Genomic DNA, 18,383 nt, shown 5'->3' with positions numbered 1-18,383 from the left:
CGCTCACGAGTCGCCGATAAATCCCGAACCCGCGTACAGGTGGAGTACCGGAAGTCCCAATTGATCCTGGGCTTTGTTGGCCCAGTCGGTGTGGAACGTATCAGCGATGGCATGGGGGCGCGTGACCACCACGGCCTGGGCGGCATCGAGTGCGCGCACCTTGGCGACCAAGCCGGCCACAGCACCGCCGTCGACGACTTCACCCGTGACGCCGCCACCCAAGCCGGCCAACGCCGCCAAGGAGGCAGCGAGCGTCTCCGACGCTTCAGCACGCTCCTCCTCTGGATCCGGCGACTGCGCTGTCAGTTCGCGGAACGCCTTGGCAATATCGAGCAACGAAAGATTTTCCAGGAAGTCCACCAGGAGATGTCGCTCGGTATTGGCGGGTACCAGGACAACAAGGGGTGCGTCGCCGCCGTCCACCAGTTTTGCGATGTTGACGCGGTCGTCGGGGCCAAGGGGCTCTTCAGTCAGGATGACTATGGGATCACTCATGGCTACAGCGTAGTCCTGCCTAACCGGAGTCCGCAGGCTTTGGCGCCGATTACGGGCACAGGTGCGCCGCGCGCTCCGCACCTGCACCTGGCAACGCCAAGGAGCAGCAACAATGGAAGCATGGCATCGACAAACCGGTCAGCGAGCGACGCTGCAGAGAACAAAATGTCCCTCCGCACCAAATGGGCCATTGGCGGTTTCCTCGCCGGCGGCACCCTCGCCGGTCTGCTGGGCGCCGGGTCCTCTGCGCTCGCCGTCTATTTTGCCCGCCGCGTCATCACCCCGGCAGCCCGTCACCAGGACCAGGAGGTCCTCGCCGTCATCCGGGGCGACAAGGGGCCGCAGGTCATCCTCGCCGCTACCCCGGACGCCACCATAGACGGCGTGTTCAGCCTGTTCTTCGCCGGCGGCCACGGACACGCGCGGATTGGCCGGATCGTGTCCTATTCCCCGGCAGAGCAGACTGTCCTCCGCGAGGTTGAAGAGGTCTACAGCGGCAATCTGGCAGAGGCCCGCCGCGGCTGGTGGAGCGGCGCCACCTACCCGGACCCGGCATCGATCGGCCTTGCGGCCGAGGATGTGGAGATAGAGGTCGACGGCGGGCTGGCGCCGGCGTGGTTGGTCCGCGCCGATGCTTCCGCTCCAGCTCCGGTCTGGGCGATCATGGTGCACGGACGTGGCGCCACACGGCTCGAGGGCCTCCGGGCTGTTCGTATGGCGCGGAGCCTGGGACTGGACAGCCTGCTCATCTCCTACCGCAACGACGGCCTCGCCCCTTCGGCCCTTGACGGGCGCTACGGCCTGGGATCCACTGAATGGCGGGACGTGGAGGCTGCCATCGACTACGCCTTGGAGCATGGGGCGGAGGAGATCGTGCTCTTCGGGTGGTCCATGGGCGGGGCGATCAGCCTTCAGACCGCCGATCTCTCCAGGCACCGCCACCTTATCCGGGCCCTGGTGCTGGACGCTCCAGTGATCAACTGGGTCAATGTCATGGCACACCATGCCCAAATGAACAGAATTCCCTACACTGTGGGGCGGTATGGGCAGTTGATGCTCGGTCACCCGCTGGGGCGCAGACTGACCGGCCTCGCGGCCCCAGTTGACCTCAAGGCCATGGATTGGGAAGCCCGCGCCATTGAACTGCGAACGCCCACGCTGATAATCCACAGTGTTGACGACGACTACGTTCCGTTCGGGCCGTCCGCCAGCCTCGCCGAGAAGAACCCGGAGATGGTGACCTTTGAACCCTTCAGCGGCGCGCGGCACACCAAGGAATGGAACGTGGACCCGGAACGGTGGGAACGCGTGGCGCATGCGTGGCTGCAGCGACAGTTGGCTCCCCGGAACAATCCTGGACAGGCCGCGGCTGAAGGGACGCTGGATGGTGCGGGCCCTGCTGGCAGGTCCCGGCCGGCTGGCGGGTAAGGGCTCAACGGCTAGGGTCGGCGCCTGGTGTCAGCCTTTGGCTGGCGGAGAGGTCCCGATGACCGCAACGGCGGCCTTGGTCAGCCGGATCAGGTCTGCCGGAGCAAGTTCGATGTCCAGCCCGCGACGGCCCCCGGATACCAGGATGGCGGCAAAGCCCAGGGCTGATTCGTCCAGGACCGTGGGGGAGGGCAGCCGCTGCCCAAGAGGAGATATACCTCCCAGTACATAACCGGTGCGGCGCTCAGCGGCCTTGGGGTCGGCCATGGCCGCTTTCTTGGCTCCCACGGCTGCAGCAACCGATTTCAGGTCCAGGTTGCCTGACACGGGGACAACGGCTACCGCCAGTTTGCCTTCGACCTCCACCATGAGAGTCTTGAAGACCCTCTCCGGTTCGATGCCCAGGACCTCTGCTGCTTCCATGCCATAACTGGCCGCGGCTGGATCATGGGAGTACGGGTGAAGCACAAAAGGAACGCCGGCCGCAGCAAGAGCTGCAGTTGCCGGCGTTCCCTGTGAAGCCATCTTCTTGGCCATACCGTGTGGTGACGCCTTTCAGTGCTCTGGCGGACTCAGTGCTCCAGCCGGCTGGCGGCTGCAACTTTGCGCTTGATACGGCCGAGCATGGCAGTCATTCCCCGCATACGCAGGGGAGTGATGGCACGTGTCAGGCCCAACAGTTCGGGCATGTCGTCCGGAACAGCAAGGATCTCTTCGGCGGTGAGACCGTCGAGGCCCTCGTGCAGGACGCCGGCGAAGCCGCGGGTGGTCGGCGCCTCCTGGGGAGCCTTGAAGAAGAGCCGGTACTTACGGGCACCGTCAGGGTTCTTCTCCGACTCGATCGTCAGGAACAACGGGGACTGGCATTCCACAACCTGCTCCAGCAACTCAGGGTGGTCCTTCAAGCGCTCCGGAAGCTCCGGAAGGCCCCTGGAGAACTCAAGCAGGAGTTGCAGACGGTCAGGCTCCGTCAGTGCCTGGAAGTCATCGACGATTTCCGCCAGAGCGGTGGGCAAAGTGTACGTACTCATCTCTTCCAGCTTACGCACAACCGAGGCGATTGCGCTCTGTATGCCGCAACACTACGGTGCCCTCCGGACAGTGGTGGATTCACGCAAAGACTAGTTGCGTGCGAAGGCTGCCGGTACGGAACCGCGGTCCGCACCCTTGACGATGGGAACGCGCACGGCGTTGCCCCACTCTGTCCAGGAGCCGTCGTAGTTGCGCACAGTATCGAAGCCCAGCAGGTACTTGAGCGCAAACCAGGTGTGGCTTGAGCGCTCACCGATCCGGCAGTAGGCCACGACGTCGTCGCCGGCTGCGAGCCCGGCCTCACCCAGGTACAGGGCTTCGAGTTCTTCGCGGCTGCGGTAGGTTCCGTCTTCTGCAGCTGCGCGGGCCCACGGAATGGATGCGGCCGTGGGGATGTGGCCGCCACGGAGTGCGCCCTCTTCGGGGTAGGCCGGCATGTGGGTGCGCTGTCCCGTGTATTCCTCGGGGGAGCGCACGTCGATCAAGGGGTTTCCCAGGTGCGCCAGGACATCTTCCTTGAACGCGCGGATGGGAGCGTCGTTGCGCTCTACTTCCGGGTATTCGCCGACGACGGGCTGTGAAGTTTCGGTGGTCAGCTCGCGGCCTTCGGCGATCCACTTGTCGCGGCCGCCATCCAGGAGGCGAACGTCCTCATGGCCGAAGAGAGTGAATACCCAGAGGGCGTAGGCAGCCCACCAGTTGGACTTGTCGCCGTAGATGACAACGGTGCTGTCACGGGAAATTCCCTTTGACGCTGCGAGGGCGGCGAACGCCGGGCCGTCGACGTAGTCGCGGGTGACCTCATCGTTCAAGTCGGTGTGCCAGTCGATTTTCACGGCTCCCGGGATGTGGCCGGTCTCGTACAGGAGGACGTCCTCATCGGACTCAACCACTACCAGTTTGCCGTCGGCGATAGCGCCGTCGGCAAGCGCGGATGCGAGCCATTCGGTGGAGACAAGGCGTTCGGGGTTCGCGTACGACGCGAACTTTTCGTTCTGTTCAACGGGGTAGGACATGGTGATGGCCTTTCACTGACAACGGACGGGAGCCAGGCCGCGGGAGGTGGTGCAGGTGCCAGCCCGGCTGCTCCCAACACTAACCACGGGGCGCCGGGATTGCTTCCCTGCGGTCACACGGTGAAACATGGGCTTGGTCACGTGTCCAGCCGGGACCGCCCGATGCCGGTATTCTTGCTGGGGACCTAATACCGAATGAACGGACCACCGTGGTACAGATCGAACAACTGGCTGCCCGCACACCGGCAGTCTCCGTGGAGGAACTCCTCAAGGGTTTCTACCCCTCTCCGCGATTCGGAGAGGTATCGTTCGACAGCTACCGTCCCGACCCCTCGCAGCCGAGCCAGGCCAACGCCGTGAAGCTCCTCTCGGCCTTCGCCGACGGGGTGGGATCAGAAGACAATGGCGGCCTGTTCAAGAAACTCTTCGCCAAGAAGGCGCCCGCCACCCGGGCAGGAATCTACCTTGACGGCGGCTTCGGCGTCGGCAAGACCCACCTCCTGGCTTCCTTGTGGCACAGGTCGCCCGGACCCAAGGCCTTCGGTACGTTCGTGGAATACACCAACCTGGTTGGTGCGCTCTCATTCCGCAAGACCGTGGAGGCACTGAGCAGCTACAAGCTGGTCTGCATCGACGAATTTGAACTCGATGATCCCGGCGACACCGTGTTGATGTCCCGCCTGATGCGTGAACTGGCCGACGCCGGCGTCAAGCTCGCTGCCACGTCCAACACCCTGCCTGGTTCGCTGGGTGAGGGACGCTTTGCCGCCGTCGATTTCCAACGCGAGATCCAGGTTCTCGCGGACCAGTTCGATGTCGTGAGGATCGACGGCGAGGACTTCCGGCACCGTGGATTGCCCGCAGCTCCGGCGCCGCTGAAGACCGAAGAACTCAAGCACCGCATGAAAGCCGAATTTGCCGGCAAGACCGTGGCTGTGGACGACTTCCGCACGCTGGTCAACCATCTGGCCGCGGTTCACCCCAGCCGCTACCGTCAGCTCATCTCCGGCGTCGAGGCCGTGGTGTGGAGCGACGTCGAAACAATCACGGAACAGGCAGTAGCCCTCCGCTTCGTAGTGCTGGCTGACAGGCTTTATGACAAGGATGTGCCCATCCTGGCCAGCGGCGTCCCCTTCGACAAACTCTTTACCGAAGAGATGATGACCGGCGGTTACACCAAGAAGTACTTCCGGGCTGTCTCCAGGCTGACCGCCCTTGCCCGTGAGGCGCAAAACCACGAGCCCGCCTGATTCACGCTTTGTGAACAGGCTCGCGGCTCTTGAGCACCCATCGCACCAGGATGCCTCCGGCCAACGCCCAAAACGCTGCGCCGACTCCGGCGAAGCTGAGGCCTGACGCTGCCAGCAGAAAAGTAATGCAAGCTGGAATGCGTTCCTCCGCCACAGCCAGTGCTGAGGAAATGGAGGCTGCCAGGGTTCCGAGGAGTGCGAGGCCGGCGACGGCTTCCAGAAGTCCTGAAGGGGCTGCGGCCACCAACGTCACCAGCGCCGCGGAAGCCGCGGCCAGGACAAGGTAGGCCAGTCCGGAGGCGAACGCTGCGATCCAACGCCTGCCGTGGTCCTTGCCTGCTTCCTCTCCCGCGGCCAGTGCTGCGCTGAGCGCGGCGAGGTTGATCGCGTGGCCGCCGAAGGGTGCACCGGCAATAGTGCCCGCGCCAGTGACCAGCATCGAGGGACGCCATGGAGTGGTGTACCCGAACGACTTCAGGACTGCGACGCCGGGAATGTTCTGCGACGCCATGGTGACGATGAACAAAGGCAATGCCAGCCCTACGGCAGCCTCCACGGAGAAAGCAGGAGTTGTCCACTCAAGCTTTGGCACGAGGCTGTGAAGGGATACCTGAACGCCGTTGGAGACTATGTGGATCCCGATGACGGCGAGGGCAACCAGCAACGACGCCGGGACAGACCAGCGCGGTGCAAACTTCATCAGCACAACCCAGCACAGGACCACCGGAGCAATGAGGAGCGGGGCCGAACCCAACGACTTGAAAGGAGCCAGGCACAGGGGGAGCAGGACACCGGCAAGCATGGCTTGCGCCAGCGCGGTGGGGATCCTGGCCATGAGGCGCCCCAACACCGGCAACAATCCCGTCAGGACGATCAGTACCCCAACCATCAGGAACGCACCCACGGCAGCCGGCCAACCGCCGTCGACCATTCCAGCGGAGGCGAGCAGCGCAGCCCCGGGCGTGGACCACGCGAGCGTCACCGGCATCCTGGATTGCCAGGACAGCCACAGGATCCCGAGGCCGAAGGTCAGGGTGAGCGCCAGGAGCCCGCTGGATGCCTGGGCCTGATTGGCCCCCACTGCCTGCAGGCCCGCCAGGACTACCGCGAACGATGAAGTGAAACCCACCAATGCTGTCACTATGCCGGCGGTGATCGGCGGGCCCAGTGTCTCCCGGCTGGAACTGTGGTGAGTGGTGGGTGGGGAGACGGAAGGCATGAAGTCCAACGTACCTGACCAACAGGGGGTGTTGGTCAACTGATGTGCTGCTCAGGCGGCCAAGCGATGTGCCGGTTAAACGCCAAGGGCACCGGTGGCGCCTCTCGGCGGGACCGGTGCCCCCTTGACGTATCTGGTACGGCGGCTCAGGCAGCTACGGCTGCTTCGGCTCATCCGTGACGGGAGCCTGTCCAGGCTGACCGTCGTTCTTAGCCACGAAGTCGGAAGCGGCGTTCTGGACTTTGTCGACGTGACCGGCATACTTGCCGCCCGTCTTCTCGTCCACAAAATCCCCGGCCTTTTCGATGCCATTCTTGATGGCTTCTTCGTTGCCTTGAATGAGACCCTGAGCCTTGCCCTTCAGGTCGTCAATTAAACCCACGGGCACCTCCCTTCCATCGCGGAGCCAGTTCGCTCCTCCGCGTCCGACCCTAACACCACTTGCCTGGGGTGCCAAGGGTTCCGGACGGGGCTGTGGACAAACTATGCCAACGGCTTACTTTCCACCTTGTGGCGCGGGCTGTCCGGGTTCATGAGTGAGTGCCTGCGACCGTACGCGAAGTAGATCACCAGGCCGATGACCAGCCACGCTCCAAACCGGACCCAGGTTTCCCAATGCAGCTGGAACATCAAGAATCCGGAGGCCAGGACACCGAAAGCGGGGACAATCGGCATGAAGGGCAACCGGAAGGTCCGCGGAGCGTTCGGCTTGGTGTAGCGGAAGACAATCACGGAAACGCAGACCACCACGAAGGCGGCCAGGATACCGATGTTGGTGAGGTCGGCGACTTCCTTGATGGGGAAGACGCCGGCAAGGAAGGCCGAGGCAACGCCGGCGATCCACGTCACACGCTGTGGCGTGCCGTGCCGGTCCGTCTTGGCGAACCATCCCGGCAGCAGGCCGTCGCGGCTCATGGAGAACCACACGCGGGTGACGCCCAACAGGAAGGTCAGCATGACGGTCAGGATGGACAGCACGGCGAACACAGAGATGATGGTGGCAATGACGGGCAGCCCGACTCCCTGGAACGCCGAAGCGAAGCCGGCCGTGGGGTTGATGTCCTTGTAGTTCTGCATGCCGGTCAGGACCAGCGTGGCAGCTACGTACAGGAGCATGGCGATGATCAAGGACAGGATGATGGCCTTGGGCATGTGCTTCTTGCCGTCCTTGGCCTCTTCGGCCGCTGTGCTCATGGCGTCATAGCCGAAGACAGCGAAGAAGACCGTTGCGGCGCCGGCGATGACCGGACCGAAGCCGCTGGGCATGAAGGGGTTGTAGTTTTCGGTGTTGACGTAGAAAATGCCCAATCCGATGATGAACAGGATCAGGATGACCTTGATGGCCACCGCTACAAGTTCAAACCGGCCAAAGGCCTTGGTTCCACGGCTCAGGATCCACGTGACCAGAAGGCAGACCAAGATAGCCGGGAGGTTGATGATGCCGCCCTTGCCCTCGTCGGCAGTGGACGTCATCCAGGTTGGCATGTGGATTCCGATGCCGGAGAGGAACGCGTCAAAGTAGCCGGAGATGCCGATGGCCACGACTGCCACGATCGCGATGTATTCCAGCAGCAGGTCCCAGCCGATGAACCAGCCAATGATCTCGCCAAGAGCCACATAGCCGTAGGTGTACGCCGAACCGGCGCGGGGTATCATCCCAGCGAATTCAGCGTAGGAAAGCGCGGCTGCGCCGGAAGCCAGACCGGCGATCAGGAAGGAAATCAGCACTGCCGGGCCCACGCCCGGAGTTCCCTCGCTGCCATGGGCTACCAGCCCGGCAAGGGAGAAAATCCCGACGCCGATAATTCCGCCGACGCCGATGGCCGTCAGTTGCCAGAGGCCAAGACTCTTGAATAGTCCGCTGTGCTTGTTTTCTTCCTCAATGTCGTCGATCGGCTTGCGTCTCAGGACGGACTTGGAAGTCGTCTGTTGATTCATGGGGGTACTCCTGCCAGTTGGCGTGGAACGGTGATGAGCTCGCAGTACATTATGCGAGCCGAATCACATTAGATAAAGCGAATTCTTCTGAGGGGTATCAGTTACTTCACGTAATGAGTCGGCGATAAGCCAAAATTGGGCACAAAAAAAGCAGCTCCGGGGAGCTGCTTTTCTTTTCTGGAGCGGACGACGAGATTCGAACTCGCGACATCCACCTTGGCAAGGTGGTGCTCTACCAGCTGAGCTACGTCCGCACATGTTGTMTTCCGGGCTGATGCCTGGCCTTCAACAACAAACAAGTTGCCTTGTTTTGGTGGGCGATACTGGGATCGAACCAGTGACCTCTTCCGTGTCAGGGAAGCGCGCTACCGCTGCGCCAATCGCCCATGCATCCAGCCAACTGCTGGAAGACATGGTTTTCACCGAGGTGGGTACGGGATTCGAACCCGTGTATACGGCTTTGCAGGCCGCTGCCTCGCCTCTCGGCCAACCCACCGTGTAAGCCGAATTCCGGGGAATTCCTGCCTTGACAGTGCCTTGCGAGCGGACGACGAGATTCGAACTCGCGACATCCACCTTGGCAAGGTGGTGCTCTACCAGCTGAGCTACGTCCGCAGTATCGTTTTGACGGCCAACCCTTCAGGCTTTCCGTCGCTTTCCGACGAGTAAAAACTCTATAGGAGGTTGTTGCAAACTCCAAATCGAGGGCGGAGATTTGGTTTCGCGGGTGGCCGGATCCTTGATTCTGCGCGGAATCTGCTGAGTTTCACGCATGTAATTCCAGGGGTGTAGTTCGGTACGGCCATGAAGGTGCTGATCGGTTTTGCAATCAGGCGGTGGTCGGTTAGTGTTTTCTATGCACCCGGGCGATTGGCGCAGTGGTAGCGCGCTTCGTTCACACCGAAGAGGTCACTGGTTCGAACCCAGTATCGCCCACCAACAGAACCCCCGGCATCCCGGGGGTTTTCTGGTTTTCAGGGCTTTCTCGCCCCGTCTGAGGTACCTGGACTAAATCGCCGTAGCTTGCTGTCGAAGCAGTCGATCGCACGCGCAACGTCATGGCGCCTCTCTGTGGCCAGATCTTGTTCCGATGGGACATCACACTCAGCGAGACGGGACTACGTCGCTGGGAGTGCCTCGTAGTTCAACAAGATCGCGGAGCGTTGCTTGCCTGCCAAGATCGAAGGCTTCGTCCATGCACCCATCGTAGGCAAGGCGGTGGTTTCCGAGCAGGAGCGTCTGGCTGGATTGGCCCCGTCGCTGACCTTTACGGCGGCGGGAAGGACGCGCCTGGACCTAGATGGCATCAGTAGTCGATTCCACGTTTTTGGTTCCCTCATTCGCCACTGTAACCATTACCGTGCCCGTGGAGAGGCTATTTTGCTACCTCCGGGTCCGGGGCACAGCGGCTGCTGCCATCGATTATTGTGCCGAGGTCGCCTGTGTATAGGGCGACGGATAACCCATCGGGTCCGAAGGCAGTAGTGATGAGCAAATTATTCGTGGTGGTTGATTTATCGAGGGTCTGAACTTCGTACCCGCGTGATTCATAAAATGCTGAGACTTTCTGCCTGAGGGTCTCGCGCTCGGCGGAGCTGAGGGGTCCCGTGGTCCGGCCGCCGGCGAACTGCTTGCCGCTTCCGGTGTCCTGGTTGTTGCAGTATCCACCTGCCGGAACGTCCTCGTTCACCCATTCACGTGGTGCCAGGGCTTGGATCTCATCGAGGAGTCCGAAGAGCCCCGTCCTGGCCTCGTCCGGTGTCATTGTTGCCCCTTTCCCGTCATCGGGAAGCATGTTGCTCGCTACGGATTGAGAGGGTGGGAGATCTGTATCAGTGCCCTTGCCCGAAGATCCAGCGGCGCATCCGGACACGAGCAGCAGCAGGACGGCACTCGCCGAAACGGTACGTATCGTCAGCCGTCGTCGATTTAACAGTTTTGATCCCTTCATTAGTGGGGCACCACAGGCTTTCCAGAGTTCGTCAGCTTATCTGTGAGTCCAAGGGAAACATTCGCTTGCTTAAGGCTGGACTCGGTGCCTACGGAAGCGTATCCAAGATTCCCGTCCGCCTGGAGCCAGCCGTGATTCTCGGTTGGCAATGCTGACTCTTTGCCTTCGGTTGTTCCGGTTCCGTCTGCTCCAAGCTGTGTCGCTCCGTACCCGGGTAGGGGCACCGTGACCGATGGTCCACCTTGAGGAGCCTGAAACGTCTGGGTGTGGAAGCCCTGAATACGTTGCCTGCTCGCATTTCCGATTTCGGAGATATTGTCGACGGTGAATTTGGTTTGGGGATAGTTGCAAGAGAATCAGGGATAAACCTGGAAATGGTGAAGTCATCGACGCTTCTGACTACCCTGGGGCGTCCGAGAAGCTGAAACGTCTCGGAGTCGGCGGGAAAAACTACGTCACGATTGGCGCGGCCTTCCCACTCAGAGGTATGAGGCAGGCTCTTGAGCGACGCGGATCACAAGCTCTCACATTGGAGAAGGTTTCCGTCTCTTTGCACAGCCGGGACAAGGGATGTTATGGAATCGACAATAGGTCGACGGGCTTTGATGGCCAGTGGAGGGCTCGCTTTGGTAGCAGGTGCGGCTTTCGCGGGCACGGCTCCGGCAGCAGCGGCGGCTGCTGTGACAAGAAGTGCCAAGAGGGTTTACTACGCATCGGACTTCGGAATCCTCCCTAAGGCGATGATGCCTTTGGTGAATTTGCCGGTTAGTTCAGCTGATCCGACAATCCGAAGGTACAGCGCGGGCAAGGAGGGGAAGCCAAATGTTCAGGCGATCGGTGCGCCAGGGACCGAGGCGATTGACCAGTCTGATGAAATCAACGCGTTTCTCCAGCAAATTGCGACTCTGGGTGGCGGTATTGCCATCTTCGAAGGAGACACTAATCAACTTGTAGGCTACGGCGTGAAGAAGCCCATCGTCATGCTGTCAGAGGTTGCCATTTGGGGTCTCGGATGGAACAAGACCACCTTCATGTTGATTGACGGTGCCAACTGTTCCGTCTTTGTCAATAAACCGAAAAGCAACTATCACGATGTTCGTGACCTGAGGATCAACGGAAACCGTTGGGGTCAGAGCTTCCCTGACGCATTGAAGTCCTCGGGACCAGGAGTGGATCTTTCGAGTGACCACCACCCTGCAAACCCTGACAACTGGCAGTACAACTCGCATGGCATACTCATGGTCCCTGACTACACGGCGCCAAATGAAGCCCCGTACGGCGACACGTACTCCAGCTTTGAAAATATCTTCGTGGTAAACCCCTATGGAAGCGCTGCCATGACGAACAAGGTCGGCGGCGAGATACGTTTTCGTAACGTTGTTTCCCAGAACGCCGGCGGCAACGGGTTCACCGTGGGCTACGACACTTACCTTAGTGAAGTAACCGCCGCCAATTCCGAGTACCACGGATTCCTGCAACAGAACGGCTCGACTCGGTTCACCAATACCAAGGCGTTTTGGTGTGGCCAGGTGCTTGATCGATGGCAGATCGGCGGGGGAGGGGTGAAGGTGCGGCGAGCGTCGATTGGCTACAAGATCATCAATGGTTGCTGCGAATTCTCCTCGACTGAAGCCCAGAACTGCGGAGGCGAAGGCTTTTGGTTTGAGAACGCAGAGAGCGTCAACGGCCAGATCGCTTCGTTTGCCAACAATATGATCGCTGACACGGCCGCGATCTCCAATCCTGATGGATGGGGTCCGGTCCCAAACAACTTTGCCAACGACGCCGCCTGGAACGGCGGTGCTTCTTCGACCAAACCCACGCCGGCGGACCATCCCGCTGTGAGGTTGATAGGGAAGTCCAGATACAACAATCTCTCAATCACCTCGCGAACCGCGGGTCAACAGGCCGGGATGGGCCTGGGTCAGCAGGCTTATGCGCTTGGTGTCGATGTTCTGGGTGGCGCAATCGAGAACAACATATCGGTGACTCACTCCGACGGATACGACGGACAACGCGTCAAAGGGATACTGCTGCCTGGAACGCCACATGAGGCTATTGCGGGCAACTGGATCCTGGCCAATGGCCGACCGGTAAGCGATGCGGTTCGAAAGGCGCCCAACGACCTCCTCACCATCGATGCAGTGGGCACTTATATAGCGGGAGGCCAAGGGTATCTCAACAACCCCTTTCCGGGCGGGACAGTCCGGATCATATTTACTGAGTTCAACGGAGCATTTTCGATGGAAGCGGTGCGACTCGACGAAGCTGGCGCACCGTTCACCAACATCAAATACAACGACGGGCTTGGTTGGCGGGGATGGGTTCAGCGGAGTCGGGCGTAGGAATTTGTTCCACGTGACCGGTGTCCAGGACTACATCAGCACGGTGCTCCAAGCCGACGACTGAGCACGTCCCTGCAGGTGACTCGCCCGGCTCGGACTGTCAATGCCGCAGTCTGGGTTGGGCAGGTTTCCGCAAAACTTCCACGACGTTCGTGACCACTGACATAGCAACGACTCGTCGGAAAAGCATCGAAAACGAGTACTGGGGGGTCTCTTCAAAACGAAGCGGCCTGAACAAGAACCCACAGACGAGGATTTGTGGTTCTTCACAGTCTCCGAGGCGGAGAGATTCCGGGCCGCGGCGTGCGAAATGTTCGGGAAACTGGGCTATGAAGTGCACTTTTTTTGTGACCAGGCGGTTGATGCTGCGGGACTCGGGTATGGATTCTGGAGTGTTGCTGCATCGTGCAATACCAGTCCGGAATATCACTGGCGGGGACATTATCGGGCAGCACCTCCAGAAGGTGCTGGCCGGCTTCGAAGCGCCGGATCCCTTTGACGGGCTCACGCCCGTTACGTTGCTGACCAGATTCATGCCGCCTCTTCGATGAGGTAACCATCCCAAATCCAGAGGCATACCCTCACACCGAATTCGCTCCAGGTGTCATTGAGATGCTGGCGCTCGATCTTCCCGATACGGTGGCTGTCTTCAATGGAGAGCACGTGGGCAGATTCGGGGACTTGGGGGCTCTGCGTACCCAGGGCATCGCAAATATCAGGATGGTGCAAGATCAGCATGTAGAAGATGGGCAGTGGTTTTGCGTCACGAAACGTTCCATGGGAGCACTTCGTCAACGTGCATGCCGATGATGAACGTGAACTGTCCCTGGCCATATCTGACCCCGTGCTGTCCTGCGGGGAGCTGGCTGGGAAGGCGCCCATCCTCGCGGCGAAGCTGGCCCGGCTGCCCCCGGAGCAGCTCGCAATGATCTTCTCGCCGGAGAATTCTGTCGGCCCTGTATGACACAGTCTTTATATGACTGCTCCACTGCTTGCCCACGCTACTGACTACGGCCGGATGTATGCCCGCTCCACCACGGAGCAATTTTCGGTGCCCTCGATCACCACGGTAATCGGACAACAGGCGCACTCATTGGATGGCTGGTTCAGTTACATGGGTGCGAGCAGTCTCGCTGCGGATCCGGAGCTTCCCGCGATCCTGGGGAGTCCAGCCAAGACCCGCCAGGCCATCAACAAAGCCGCCAAAGCGGCGGAAGTGTACCGGGATGCAGCGGCAGCACGCGGCGACCGCGTGCACACCTACTGTGAGCAGGTTGCCTTGCGTGCTCTGGGACGTCCGCACCGCATGCAGGAATGCCGGGACGACCTCGCAGCCCATGGTGAGGAGGCGTTTGCCGCCCGTTTTGATGAATGGTGGGAGCTGTACCGGGTGGAGCCGTTGGCCCCCGAGATCACCGTGTGGAACAAGACTGTGGGCTACGCCGGGACACTTGACCTTGTGGCCCGGATCAACGGACGTATCTGCCTGATCGACTACAAGACCAAAGGCACTACCCGGGACGGAACGGTCAAGGCGCTGGATGACAAAGTGGTCATGCAGCTTGCCGCTGGGATGAAGGCTGAGGAGAGCCTGGTTGATCCCGTTGCCGGGGAATGGGAACCCTGGAAATACGGTGACAACCCCATGCTGCTCGCTGTAGCAATCGGAGAGACCGAAGTCAGGCCGATGCGGGCCAACCCGGAAATCCTCAAGCACCACTGGTGGAAGTTCTGCGCCCTTCGGCGCGTCTGGGAAATGTCGGCAGACGTCTCTGCAGCGGGACAAGCACTGTTGCCCATTGCTCCACCTGTGTTTGCATCGGTTGGGGCCGGGGCGGCAAACAGCGGCAGTGGCGAATGACCTCAACTAAACTGGCTTAGGCTCCGCAACACCCGGAGCCGGGTTTGACGATAGTGAGGACTGACAGCACATGGCAATTTTGAGTATCCGAATCATCGGGGATCCGGTGTTGCGCACCGTAGCGGACCCCGTCACCGATTTCGGTCCGGAGCTCGCCAAGCTGGTAGCTGACATGACCGAAACCATGGAAGACGTGGAAGGCGCAGGCCTCGCCGCACCCCAAATCGGCGTCAGCCAGCGCGTTTTTACCTACCGCATTGGGGGAGTGGAAGGCCACATCATCAACCCTGTCCTGGAAAACAGCGATGACTTCCAGCCGGACGAAGTAGAGGGTTGCCTCTCGATCCCCGGCCTGGGCTTCCCGGTCCGCCGTTTCCGGACAACCAGGGCCACCGGTGTCGATATCAACGGCAACCCGGTCTCGGTGGAAGCCGAAGGCATGCTTGCCCGGTGTTTCCAGCACGAGACGGACCACCTTGACGGCATTTTGTACACGGACAGGTTGGAAGGGGAGGACCGCAAGGCAGCTCTCCGCGCCATCCGGAACGCCAATTACCACGCCATCACTGAGAAGACCACGTCCCAGCGCGCCACCAGCGTGGGATCAAGTTTTGGTGGCGGCAGCTTCGGGGCACCCGAGTGAGGGTCCTTTTCGCAGGAACCCCCGCCGTTGCGGTCCCATCGTTGGACGCTTTGGTCAAGGCGGGATTCGACGTCGTCGCTGTCCTGACGCGACCGGACGCCCCCCTGGGCAGGAAGCGGGTGTTGACGCCTTCGCCCGTCGCGGCGCGGGCATTGGAGCTGGGTATCGACGTCATCCGTGCGGCCAAGGTCGATGCGGATACCACCGCCCGGATCTCTGAGTTTGCCCCGGATGTCGCCGCCATTGTTGCCTACGGTGGAATTGTTCCGAAGACAGCTTTGACAGTTCCGACGCATGGGTGGGTCAATCTGCATTTCTCCCTCCTTCCTGCCTGGCGGGGCGCTGCCCCGGTCCAGCGTTCAATCATCGCCGGGGACGAAATCACCGGCGCTGTGACGTTCCAGCTCGAAGAAGGCCTCGATACTGGACCCGTATTCGGTACCCTCACTGAAGCTGTTCGGCCGGACGACACCGCGGGGGACCTCCTTGAGCGCCTCTCCATCAGCGGGGCCGTGCTTCTCAGCCAGACGCTCTCCGCGATCGACGCCGGTCAGGCTGCCCCGCAGCCGCAAGCCGGGCAGGTCTCCGTTGCTCCCAAGTTGGGGCTAGAGGATGGCCGCCTTGACTGGCAGTTGCCTGCCCTGGCCCTCAGTCGTCGGGCCCGTGGTGTGACTCCTGAGCCGGGAGCATGGACAACGCTGGAAGGCCAGCGGATCAAACTTGAACCAGTGACCCTCCGTCCTGAGGTTAAGGACCTGGCTCCGGGCGCCATCAGGGTGGATGGCAAATCTGTTCTGGTCGGCACCGGATCCCACGCTGTTGAGCTCGGCAGGATCCAGCCGGCAGGTAAGAAAATGATGTCGTCGGCTGACTGGGCCCGCGGCTTGGCAACACCCGAGAGAGTGGTATTCGAATGAGTGAGTCCGGCCGGCGAGGCCCCAACAACAGCGGGAACCGGGACGGCGGCGGACAAGGCAACCGGGGTGCACGTGGCGAAAGCCGGCGTGACGCCCAGGGCCGGGAGCGAAACCGTGGCCCTCAGCGGGGCTTCACGAACAATGCTCCCTCGCAGCGTACGCGCCGCGCCGACCCGGCCCGCCTTGTGGCCTTCGAAGTGCTCCGTGCGGTTGCTTCCGAGGATGCCTACGCCAACCTCGTGCTTCCAGCCCGCATCCGGGAACACCGTTTGGATCGCCGGGACGCCGGCTTCGCCACGGAGCTGAGCTATGGCGCTTTGCGCGGTCAAGGCACCTATGACGCCATTCTTGCCCGCTGCGTAGACCGCCCCCTTGATCAGTTGGATCCTGCAATCCTGGATGCCCTGCGGATTGGCGCCCATCAGTTGCTTTCAATGCGTGTTCCTGCGCATGCGGCGTTGGACCAGACCGTTGGCCTGGCACGAGCCGTCATCGGCGCAGGTCCGTCGGCCCTGATCAATGCAGTCCTGCGCAAGGTCACTGCCCACAGCATGGGCGAGTGGTTGGACATCCTGCTGGCCAGCGAAACCGATGAGACCCGGATCGCCTCGCTCCGGCATGCCCACCCTGAATGGATCGTGCGCGCACTGCGCCAGTCACTGGTCAACCACGGCCGTCCGAAGTCGGAGATCGATGACCTGCTGGAGGCGGACAACGCCGCGCCGGTGGTCAATCTTGTAGCGCTGCCGGGCTTGGGAAGTCTTGACGAGGCTTTCGAGAATGGGGCCACGGCAGGCGAACTGGTGGAAGATTCGGCATTGTCCGCCGGTGGAGACCTCGGTCGCCTGGAGACGGTCCGTCGCGGAACCACCCGTGTCCAGGACGTCGGATCCCAGCTGGTTGCCCGGGCTTTGGCCGGCGTGGACCTTGGTGCCTCTTCCGGAAGCGAACGCTGGTTGGACTTGTGTGCCGGTCCGGGAGGCAAGGCCGCTCTTCTGGCTGCCCTGGCGCATCGGGACGGCGCTACCCTGTTGGCCAATGAGCCCGCGCCACATAGGGCGAAACTCGTTCAGCAGGCCCTTTCAGCTGTTCCGGAGGACACTTGGTCGGTACGGACCGGTGATGGACGCGACGTTGGTTCGGAGCAAGCAGAAGCTTTCGATCGCGTGCTGGTTGATGTTCCCTGCAGTGGGCTGGGAGCGTTGCGCAGGCGACCCGAATCGCGGTGGCGGCGCTCACCCAAGGACATTGGCGACCTCGGCCCGTTGCAGCGTGATCTCCTGAAGTCTGCAATTGAAGCCGTGAAGCCCGGCGGCGTGGTTGCTTACGTGACATGCTCGCCGCATCCGGCCGAGACCACCGCGGTTGTCAGCGACGTCATGGCCAAGCGTGAGGACCTGGAACTGCTCGACGCCGGTCAGGCGCTTGACCATGTCAGCCTCACCGGGAACTTGGGTGCCGGTCACGAACAAACAGCCCAGTTGTGGCCACACGTCCACCAGACCGATGCCATGTTCATGGCCATCATCCGTAAAAAGCCGTAACTGCCGGAATCCGGCTTGCCATTCCCACCGACCCAGAGGGGCTGCCTTGTCTCAGTGCTGTATCAACCCGAGCATCCTGTCTGCCGATTTCGTCAACCTTGAGGCGGAACTGCAGCGGATCAGCAATGCCGATGCCGTCCATGTTGACGTCATGGACAACCACTTTGTCCCCAACCTGACGCTGGGACTGCCGGTGGTACAGCGGATCCAGGCGGTCAGTCCGGTACCGTTGGACGCCCACCTGATGATTTCCGACGCCGACCGTTGGGCGCCTGCCTACGCGGACGCCGGCGTCGCTTCAGTGACATTCCATGCGGAAGCCGCCATGGCCCCAGTCAAGCTGGCACGCGAACTGCGTGCGCGGGGATCCAAAGCGGGAATGGCCCTTCGTCCGGCTACACCGGTTGAGCCCTACCTGGACATGCTCAGCGAGTTGGACATGCTGTTGATCATGACGGTGGAGCCCGGATTCGGCGGGCAGTCCTTCCTGGACATTACCCTGCCCAAGATTCGACGTGCGCGGGCGGCAATCGAGGGCTCGGGCATCGGGGTGGCCATCCAAGTAGACGGGGGTATCACTGAGGAAACGATCATCAGGGCCGCGGAAGCCGGTGCCAACGTGTTCGTGGCAGGCTCGGCGGTCTATGGGCACCAGGACCCCGCAGCGGCCATCGATCGACTCCGTGCGGCGGGTCAGGCTGTGACGGCGACGTTCGCCTGACGATCGTCACCACATGTTACGAA

Annotated in this window: 18 protein-coding genes and 5 tRNA genes; 10 read left to right on the top strand and 13 right to left on the bottom strand. The window is 61.5% G+C overall.

Annotation, left to right across the window (positions count from 1 at the left end; genetic code table 11):
- Positions 1-3: 3 nt before the first annotated feature.
- Positions 4-495 carry a hypothetical protein gene (locus AB4Y77_RS12005; RefSeq protein WP_311214806.1) on the bottom strand — a complete coding sequence of 164 codons (492 nt, stop codon included), beginning with the start codon at positions 493-495 and terminating at the stop codon, positions 4-6.
- A 120-nt stretch (positions 496-615) separates the two neighbouring features.
- Between AB4Y77_RS12005 and AB4Y77_RS12000 the strand changes: the two genes are divergently transcribed.
- Positions 616-1,923, top strand: a complete 1,308-nt coding sequence (locus tag AB4Y77_RS12000; protein ID WP_442014111.1) for an alpha/beta hydrolase family protein — start codon at positions 616-618, stop codon at positions 1,921-1,923.
- A gap of 30 nt (positions 1,924-1,953) precedes the next feature.
- Here the strand turns inward: AB4Y77_RS12000 and ybaK are convergent, their stop codons facing one another.
- The 3 genes from ybaK to AB4Y77_RS11985 form a co-directional block, all read right to left on the bottom strand.
- Positions 1,954-2,460, bottom strand: a complete 507-nt coding sequence (gene ybaK, locus AB4Y77_RS11995) for a Cys-tRNA(Pro) deacylase (protein ID WP_442014110.1) — start codon at positions 2,458-2,460, stop codon at positions 1,954-1,956.
- A gap of 35 nt (positions 2,461-2,495) precedes the next feature.
- Positions 2,496-2,954, bottom strand: coding sequence for a SufE family protein (locus AB4Y77_RS11990; RefSeq protein WP_198318399.1), 459 nt, complete (start codon positions 2,952-2,954; stop codon positions 2,496-2,498).
- Between the two features lie 90 nt (positions 2,955-3,044).
- Positions 3,045-3,971: a sulfurtransferase gene (locus AB4Y77_RS11985; protein WP_442014109.1), complete on the bottom strand. Its 927-nt coding sequence runs from the start codon at positions 3,969-3,971 to the stop codon at positions 3,045-3,047.
- Between the two features lie 209 nt (positions 3,972-4,180).
- Between AB4Y77_RS11985 and zapE the strand changes: the two genes are divergently transcribed.
- Positions 4,181-5,221 (top strand): cell division protein ZapE, encoded by a 1,041-nt coding sequence (gene zapE, locus AB4Y77_RS11980; RefSeq protein ID WP_089594571.1) that lies wholly within the window; start codon positions 4,181-4,183, stop codon positions 5,219-5,221.
- A 1-nt stretch (position 5,222) separates the two neighbouring features.
- Here the strand turns inward: zapE and AB4Y77_RS11975 are convergent, their stop codons facing one another.
- The 7 genes from AB4Y77_RS11975 to AB4Y77_RS11945 form a co-directional block, all read right to left on the bottom strand.
- Positions 5,223-6,440 (bottom strand): benzoate/H(+) symporter BenE family transporter, encoded by a 1,218-nt coding sequence (locus AB4Y77_RS11975; protein WP_442014108.1) that lies wholly within the window; start codon positions 6,438-6,440, stop codon positions 5,223-5,225.
- Between the two features lie 154 nt (positions 6,441-6,594).
- Complete coding sequence (locus AB4Y77_RS11970; RefSeq protein ID WP_026540338.1) at positions 6,595-6,828, bottom strand: antitoxin; 234 nt, start codon at positions 6,826-6,828, stop codon at positions 6,595-6,597.
- A gap of 95 nt (positions 6,829-6,923) precedes the next feature.
- A complete protein-coding gene (locus AB4Y77_RS11965) occupies positions 6,924-8,378 on the bottom strand; it encodes an amino acid permease (RefSeq protein WP_442014107.1) in 1,455 nt (484 codons plus the stop codon).
- A 178-nt stretch (positions 8,379-8,556) separates the two neighbouring features.
- Positions 8,557-8,632 (bottom strand) — tRNA-Gly (locus AB4Y77_RS11960).
- A 57-nt stretch (positions 8,633-8,689) separates the two neighbouring features.
- Positions 8,690-8,764, bottom strand: a tRNA-Val gene (locus tag AB4Y77_RS11955).
- 39 nt (positions 8,765-8,803) lie between these two features.
- A tRNA-Cys gene (locus AB4Y77_RS11950) sits at positions 8,804-8,874 on the bottom strand.
- Between the two features lie 46 nt (positions 8,875-8,920).
- A tRNA-Gly gene (locus AB4Y77_RS11945) sits at positions 8,921-8,993 on the bottom strand.
- Positions 8,994-9,242: 249 nt separating this feature from the next.
- Here AB4Y77_RS11945 and AB4Y77_RS11940 point away from each other — a divergent pair.
- Positions 9,243-9,317: transfer RNA gene (locus AB4Y77_RS11940), tRNA-Val, on the top strand.
- Between the two features lie 436 nt (positions 9,318-9,753).
- On the opposite strand, the gene AB4Y77_RS11935 is transcribed toward AB4Y77_RS11940, so the two are convergent.
- Positions 9,754-10,143, bottom strand: coding sequence for a hypothetical protein (locus AB4Y77_RS11935; protein ID WP_442014106.1), 390 nt, complete (start codon positions 10,141-10,143; stop codon positions 9,754-9,756).
- 761 nt (positions 10,144-10,904) lie between these two features.
- On the opposite strand from AB4Y77_RS11935, the gene AB4Y77_RS11930 reads away from it, so the two are divergent.
- Complete coding sequence (locus tag AB4Y77_RS11930) at positions 10,905-12,674, top strand: hypothetical protein (RefSeq protein ID WP_442014105.1); 1,770 nt, start codon at positions 10,905-10,907, stop codon at positions 12,672-12,674.
- A gap of 531 nt (positions 12,675-13,205) precedes the next feature.
- Here the strand turns inward: AB4Y77_RS11930 and AB4Y77_RS11925 are convergent.
- Complete coding sequence (locus AB4Y77_RS11925) at positions 13,206-13,412, bottom strand: hypothetical protein (RefSeq protein ID WP_442014104.1); 207 nt, start codon at positions 13,410-13,412, stop codon at positions 13,206-13,208.
- Between the two features lie 7 nt (positions 13,413-13,419).
- Between AB4Y77_RS11925 and AB4Y77_RS11920 the strand changes: the two genes are divergently transcribed.
- The 6 genes from AB4Y77_RS11920 (at position 13,420) to rpe (ending at position 18,360) form a co-directional block, all read left to right on the top strand.
- On the top strand, positions 13,420-13,638 hold the full coding sequence (locus tag AB4Y77_RS11920; RefSeq protein ID WP_442014103.1) for a hypothetical protein: 219 nt from the start codon (positions 13,420-13,422) through the stop codon (positions 13,636-13,638).
- 12 nt (positions 13,639-13,650) lie between these two features.
- Positions 13,651-14,535, top strand: coding sequence for a cytochrome (locus AB4Y77_RS11915; protein WP_311215091.1), 885 nt, complete (start codon positions 13,651-13,653; stop codon positions 14,533-14,535).
- Between the two features lie 70 nt (positions 14,536-14,605).
- Positions 14,606-15,178, top strand: coding sequence for a peptide deformylase (gene def / locus AB4Y77_RS11910; protein ID WP_311215092.1), 573 nt, complete (start codon positions 14,606-14,608; stop codon positions 15,176-15,178).
- On the top strand, positions 15,175-16,095 hold the full coding sequence (gene fmt / locus AB4Y77_RS11905) for a methionyl-tRNA formyltransferase (RefSeq protein WP_442014102.1): 921 nt from the start codon (positions 15,175-15,177) through the stop codon (positions 16,093-16,095). The genes def and fmt overlap by 4 nt, the downstream gene beginning before the upstream one ends.
- Entirely contained in the window at positions 16,092-17,639 is a 1,548-nt protein-coding gene (locus AB4Y77_RS11900; RefSeq protein WP_442014101.1) for an RsmB/NOP family class I SAM-dependent RNA methyltransferase, read from the top strand. The genes fmt and AB4Y77_RS11900 overlap by 4 nt, the downstream gene beginning before the upstream one ends.
- Positions 17,640-17,685: 46 nt before the next feature.
- Positions 17,686-18,360: a ribulose-phosphate 3-epimerase gene (gene rpe / locus AB4Y77_RS11895; RefSeq protein ID WP_231338935.1), complete on the top strand. Its 675-nt coding sequence runs from the start codon at positions 17,686-17,688 to the stop codon at positions 18,358-18,360.
- Positions 18,361-18,383 lie beyond the last annotated feature (23 nt).

Source organism: Paenarthrobacter sp. YAF11_1 (assembly GCF_052113445.1).
Classification (GTDB): domain Bacteria; phylum Actinomycetota; class Actinomycetes; order Actinomycetales; family Micrococcaceae; genus Arthrobacter.
This window is presented reverse-complemented; position numbering and strand designations above follow the sequence as displayed.

Coding starts and splice junctions, on each gene's coding strand:
- AB4Y77_RS12000 (WP_442014111.1), top strand. CDS start 616: ATGGCATCGACAAACCGGTCAGCGAGCGACGCTGCAGAGAACAAAATG.
- AB4Y77_RS11900 (WP_442014101.1), top strand. CDS start 16,092: ATGAGTGAGTCCGGCCGGCGAGGCCCCAACAACAGCGGGAACCGGGAC.
- AB4Y77_RS11990 (WP_198318399.1), bottom strand. CDS start 2,954: ATGAGTACGTACACTTTGCCCACCGCTCTGGCGGAAATCGTCGATGAC.
- def (WP_311215092.1), top strand. CDS start 14,606: ATGGCAATTTTGAGTATCCGAATCATCGGGGATCCGGTGTTGCGCACC.
- AB4Y77_RS11925 (WP_442014104.1), bottom strand. CDS start 13,412: ATGCTGATCTTGCACCATCCTGATATTTGCGATGCCCTGGGTACGCAG.
- AB4Y77_RS11935 (WP_442014106.1), bottom strand. CDS start 10,143: ATGACACCGGACGAGGCCAGGACGGGGCTCTTCGGACTCCTCGATGAG.
- AB4Y77_RS11930 (WP_442014105.1), top strand. CDS start 10,905: ATGGAATCGACAATAGGTCGACGGGCTTTGATGGCCAGTGGAGGGCTC.
- AB4Y77_RS11920 (WP_442014103.1), top strand. CDS start 13,420: ATGGGCAGTGGTTTTGCGTCACGAAACGTTCCATGGGAGCACTTCGTC.
- AB4Y77_RS11915 (WP_311215091.1), top strand. CDS start 13,651: ATGACTGCTCCACTGCTTGCCCACGCTACTGACTACGGCCGGATGTAT.
- AB4Y77_RS11975 (WP_442014108.1), bottom strand. CDS start 6,440: ATGCCTTCCGTCTCCCCACCCACCACTCACCACAGTTCCAGCCGGGAG.
- AB4Y77_RS11965 (WP_442014107.1), bottom strand. CDS start 8,378: ATGAATCAACAGACGACTTCCAAGTCCGTCCTGAGACGCAAGCCGATC.
- AB4Y77_RS11985 (WP_442014109.1), bottom strand. CDS start 3,971: ATGTCCTACCCCGTTGAACAGAACGAAAAGTTCGCGTCGTACGCGAAC.
- ybaK (WP_442014110.1), bottom strand. CDS start 2,460: ATGGCCAAGAAGATGGCTTCACAGGGAACGCCGGCAACTGCAGCTCTT.
- AB4Y77_RS12005 (WP_311214806.1), bottom strand. CDS start 495: ATGAGTGATCCCATAGTCATCCTGACTGAAGAGCCCCTTGGCCCCGAC.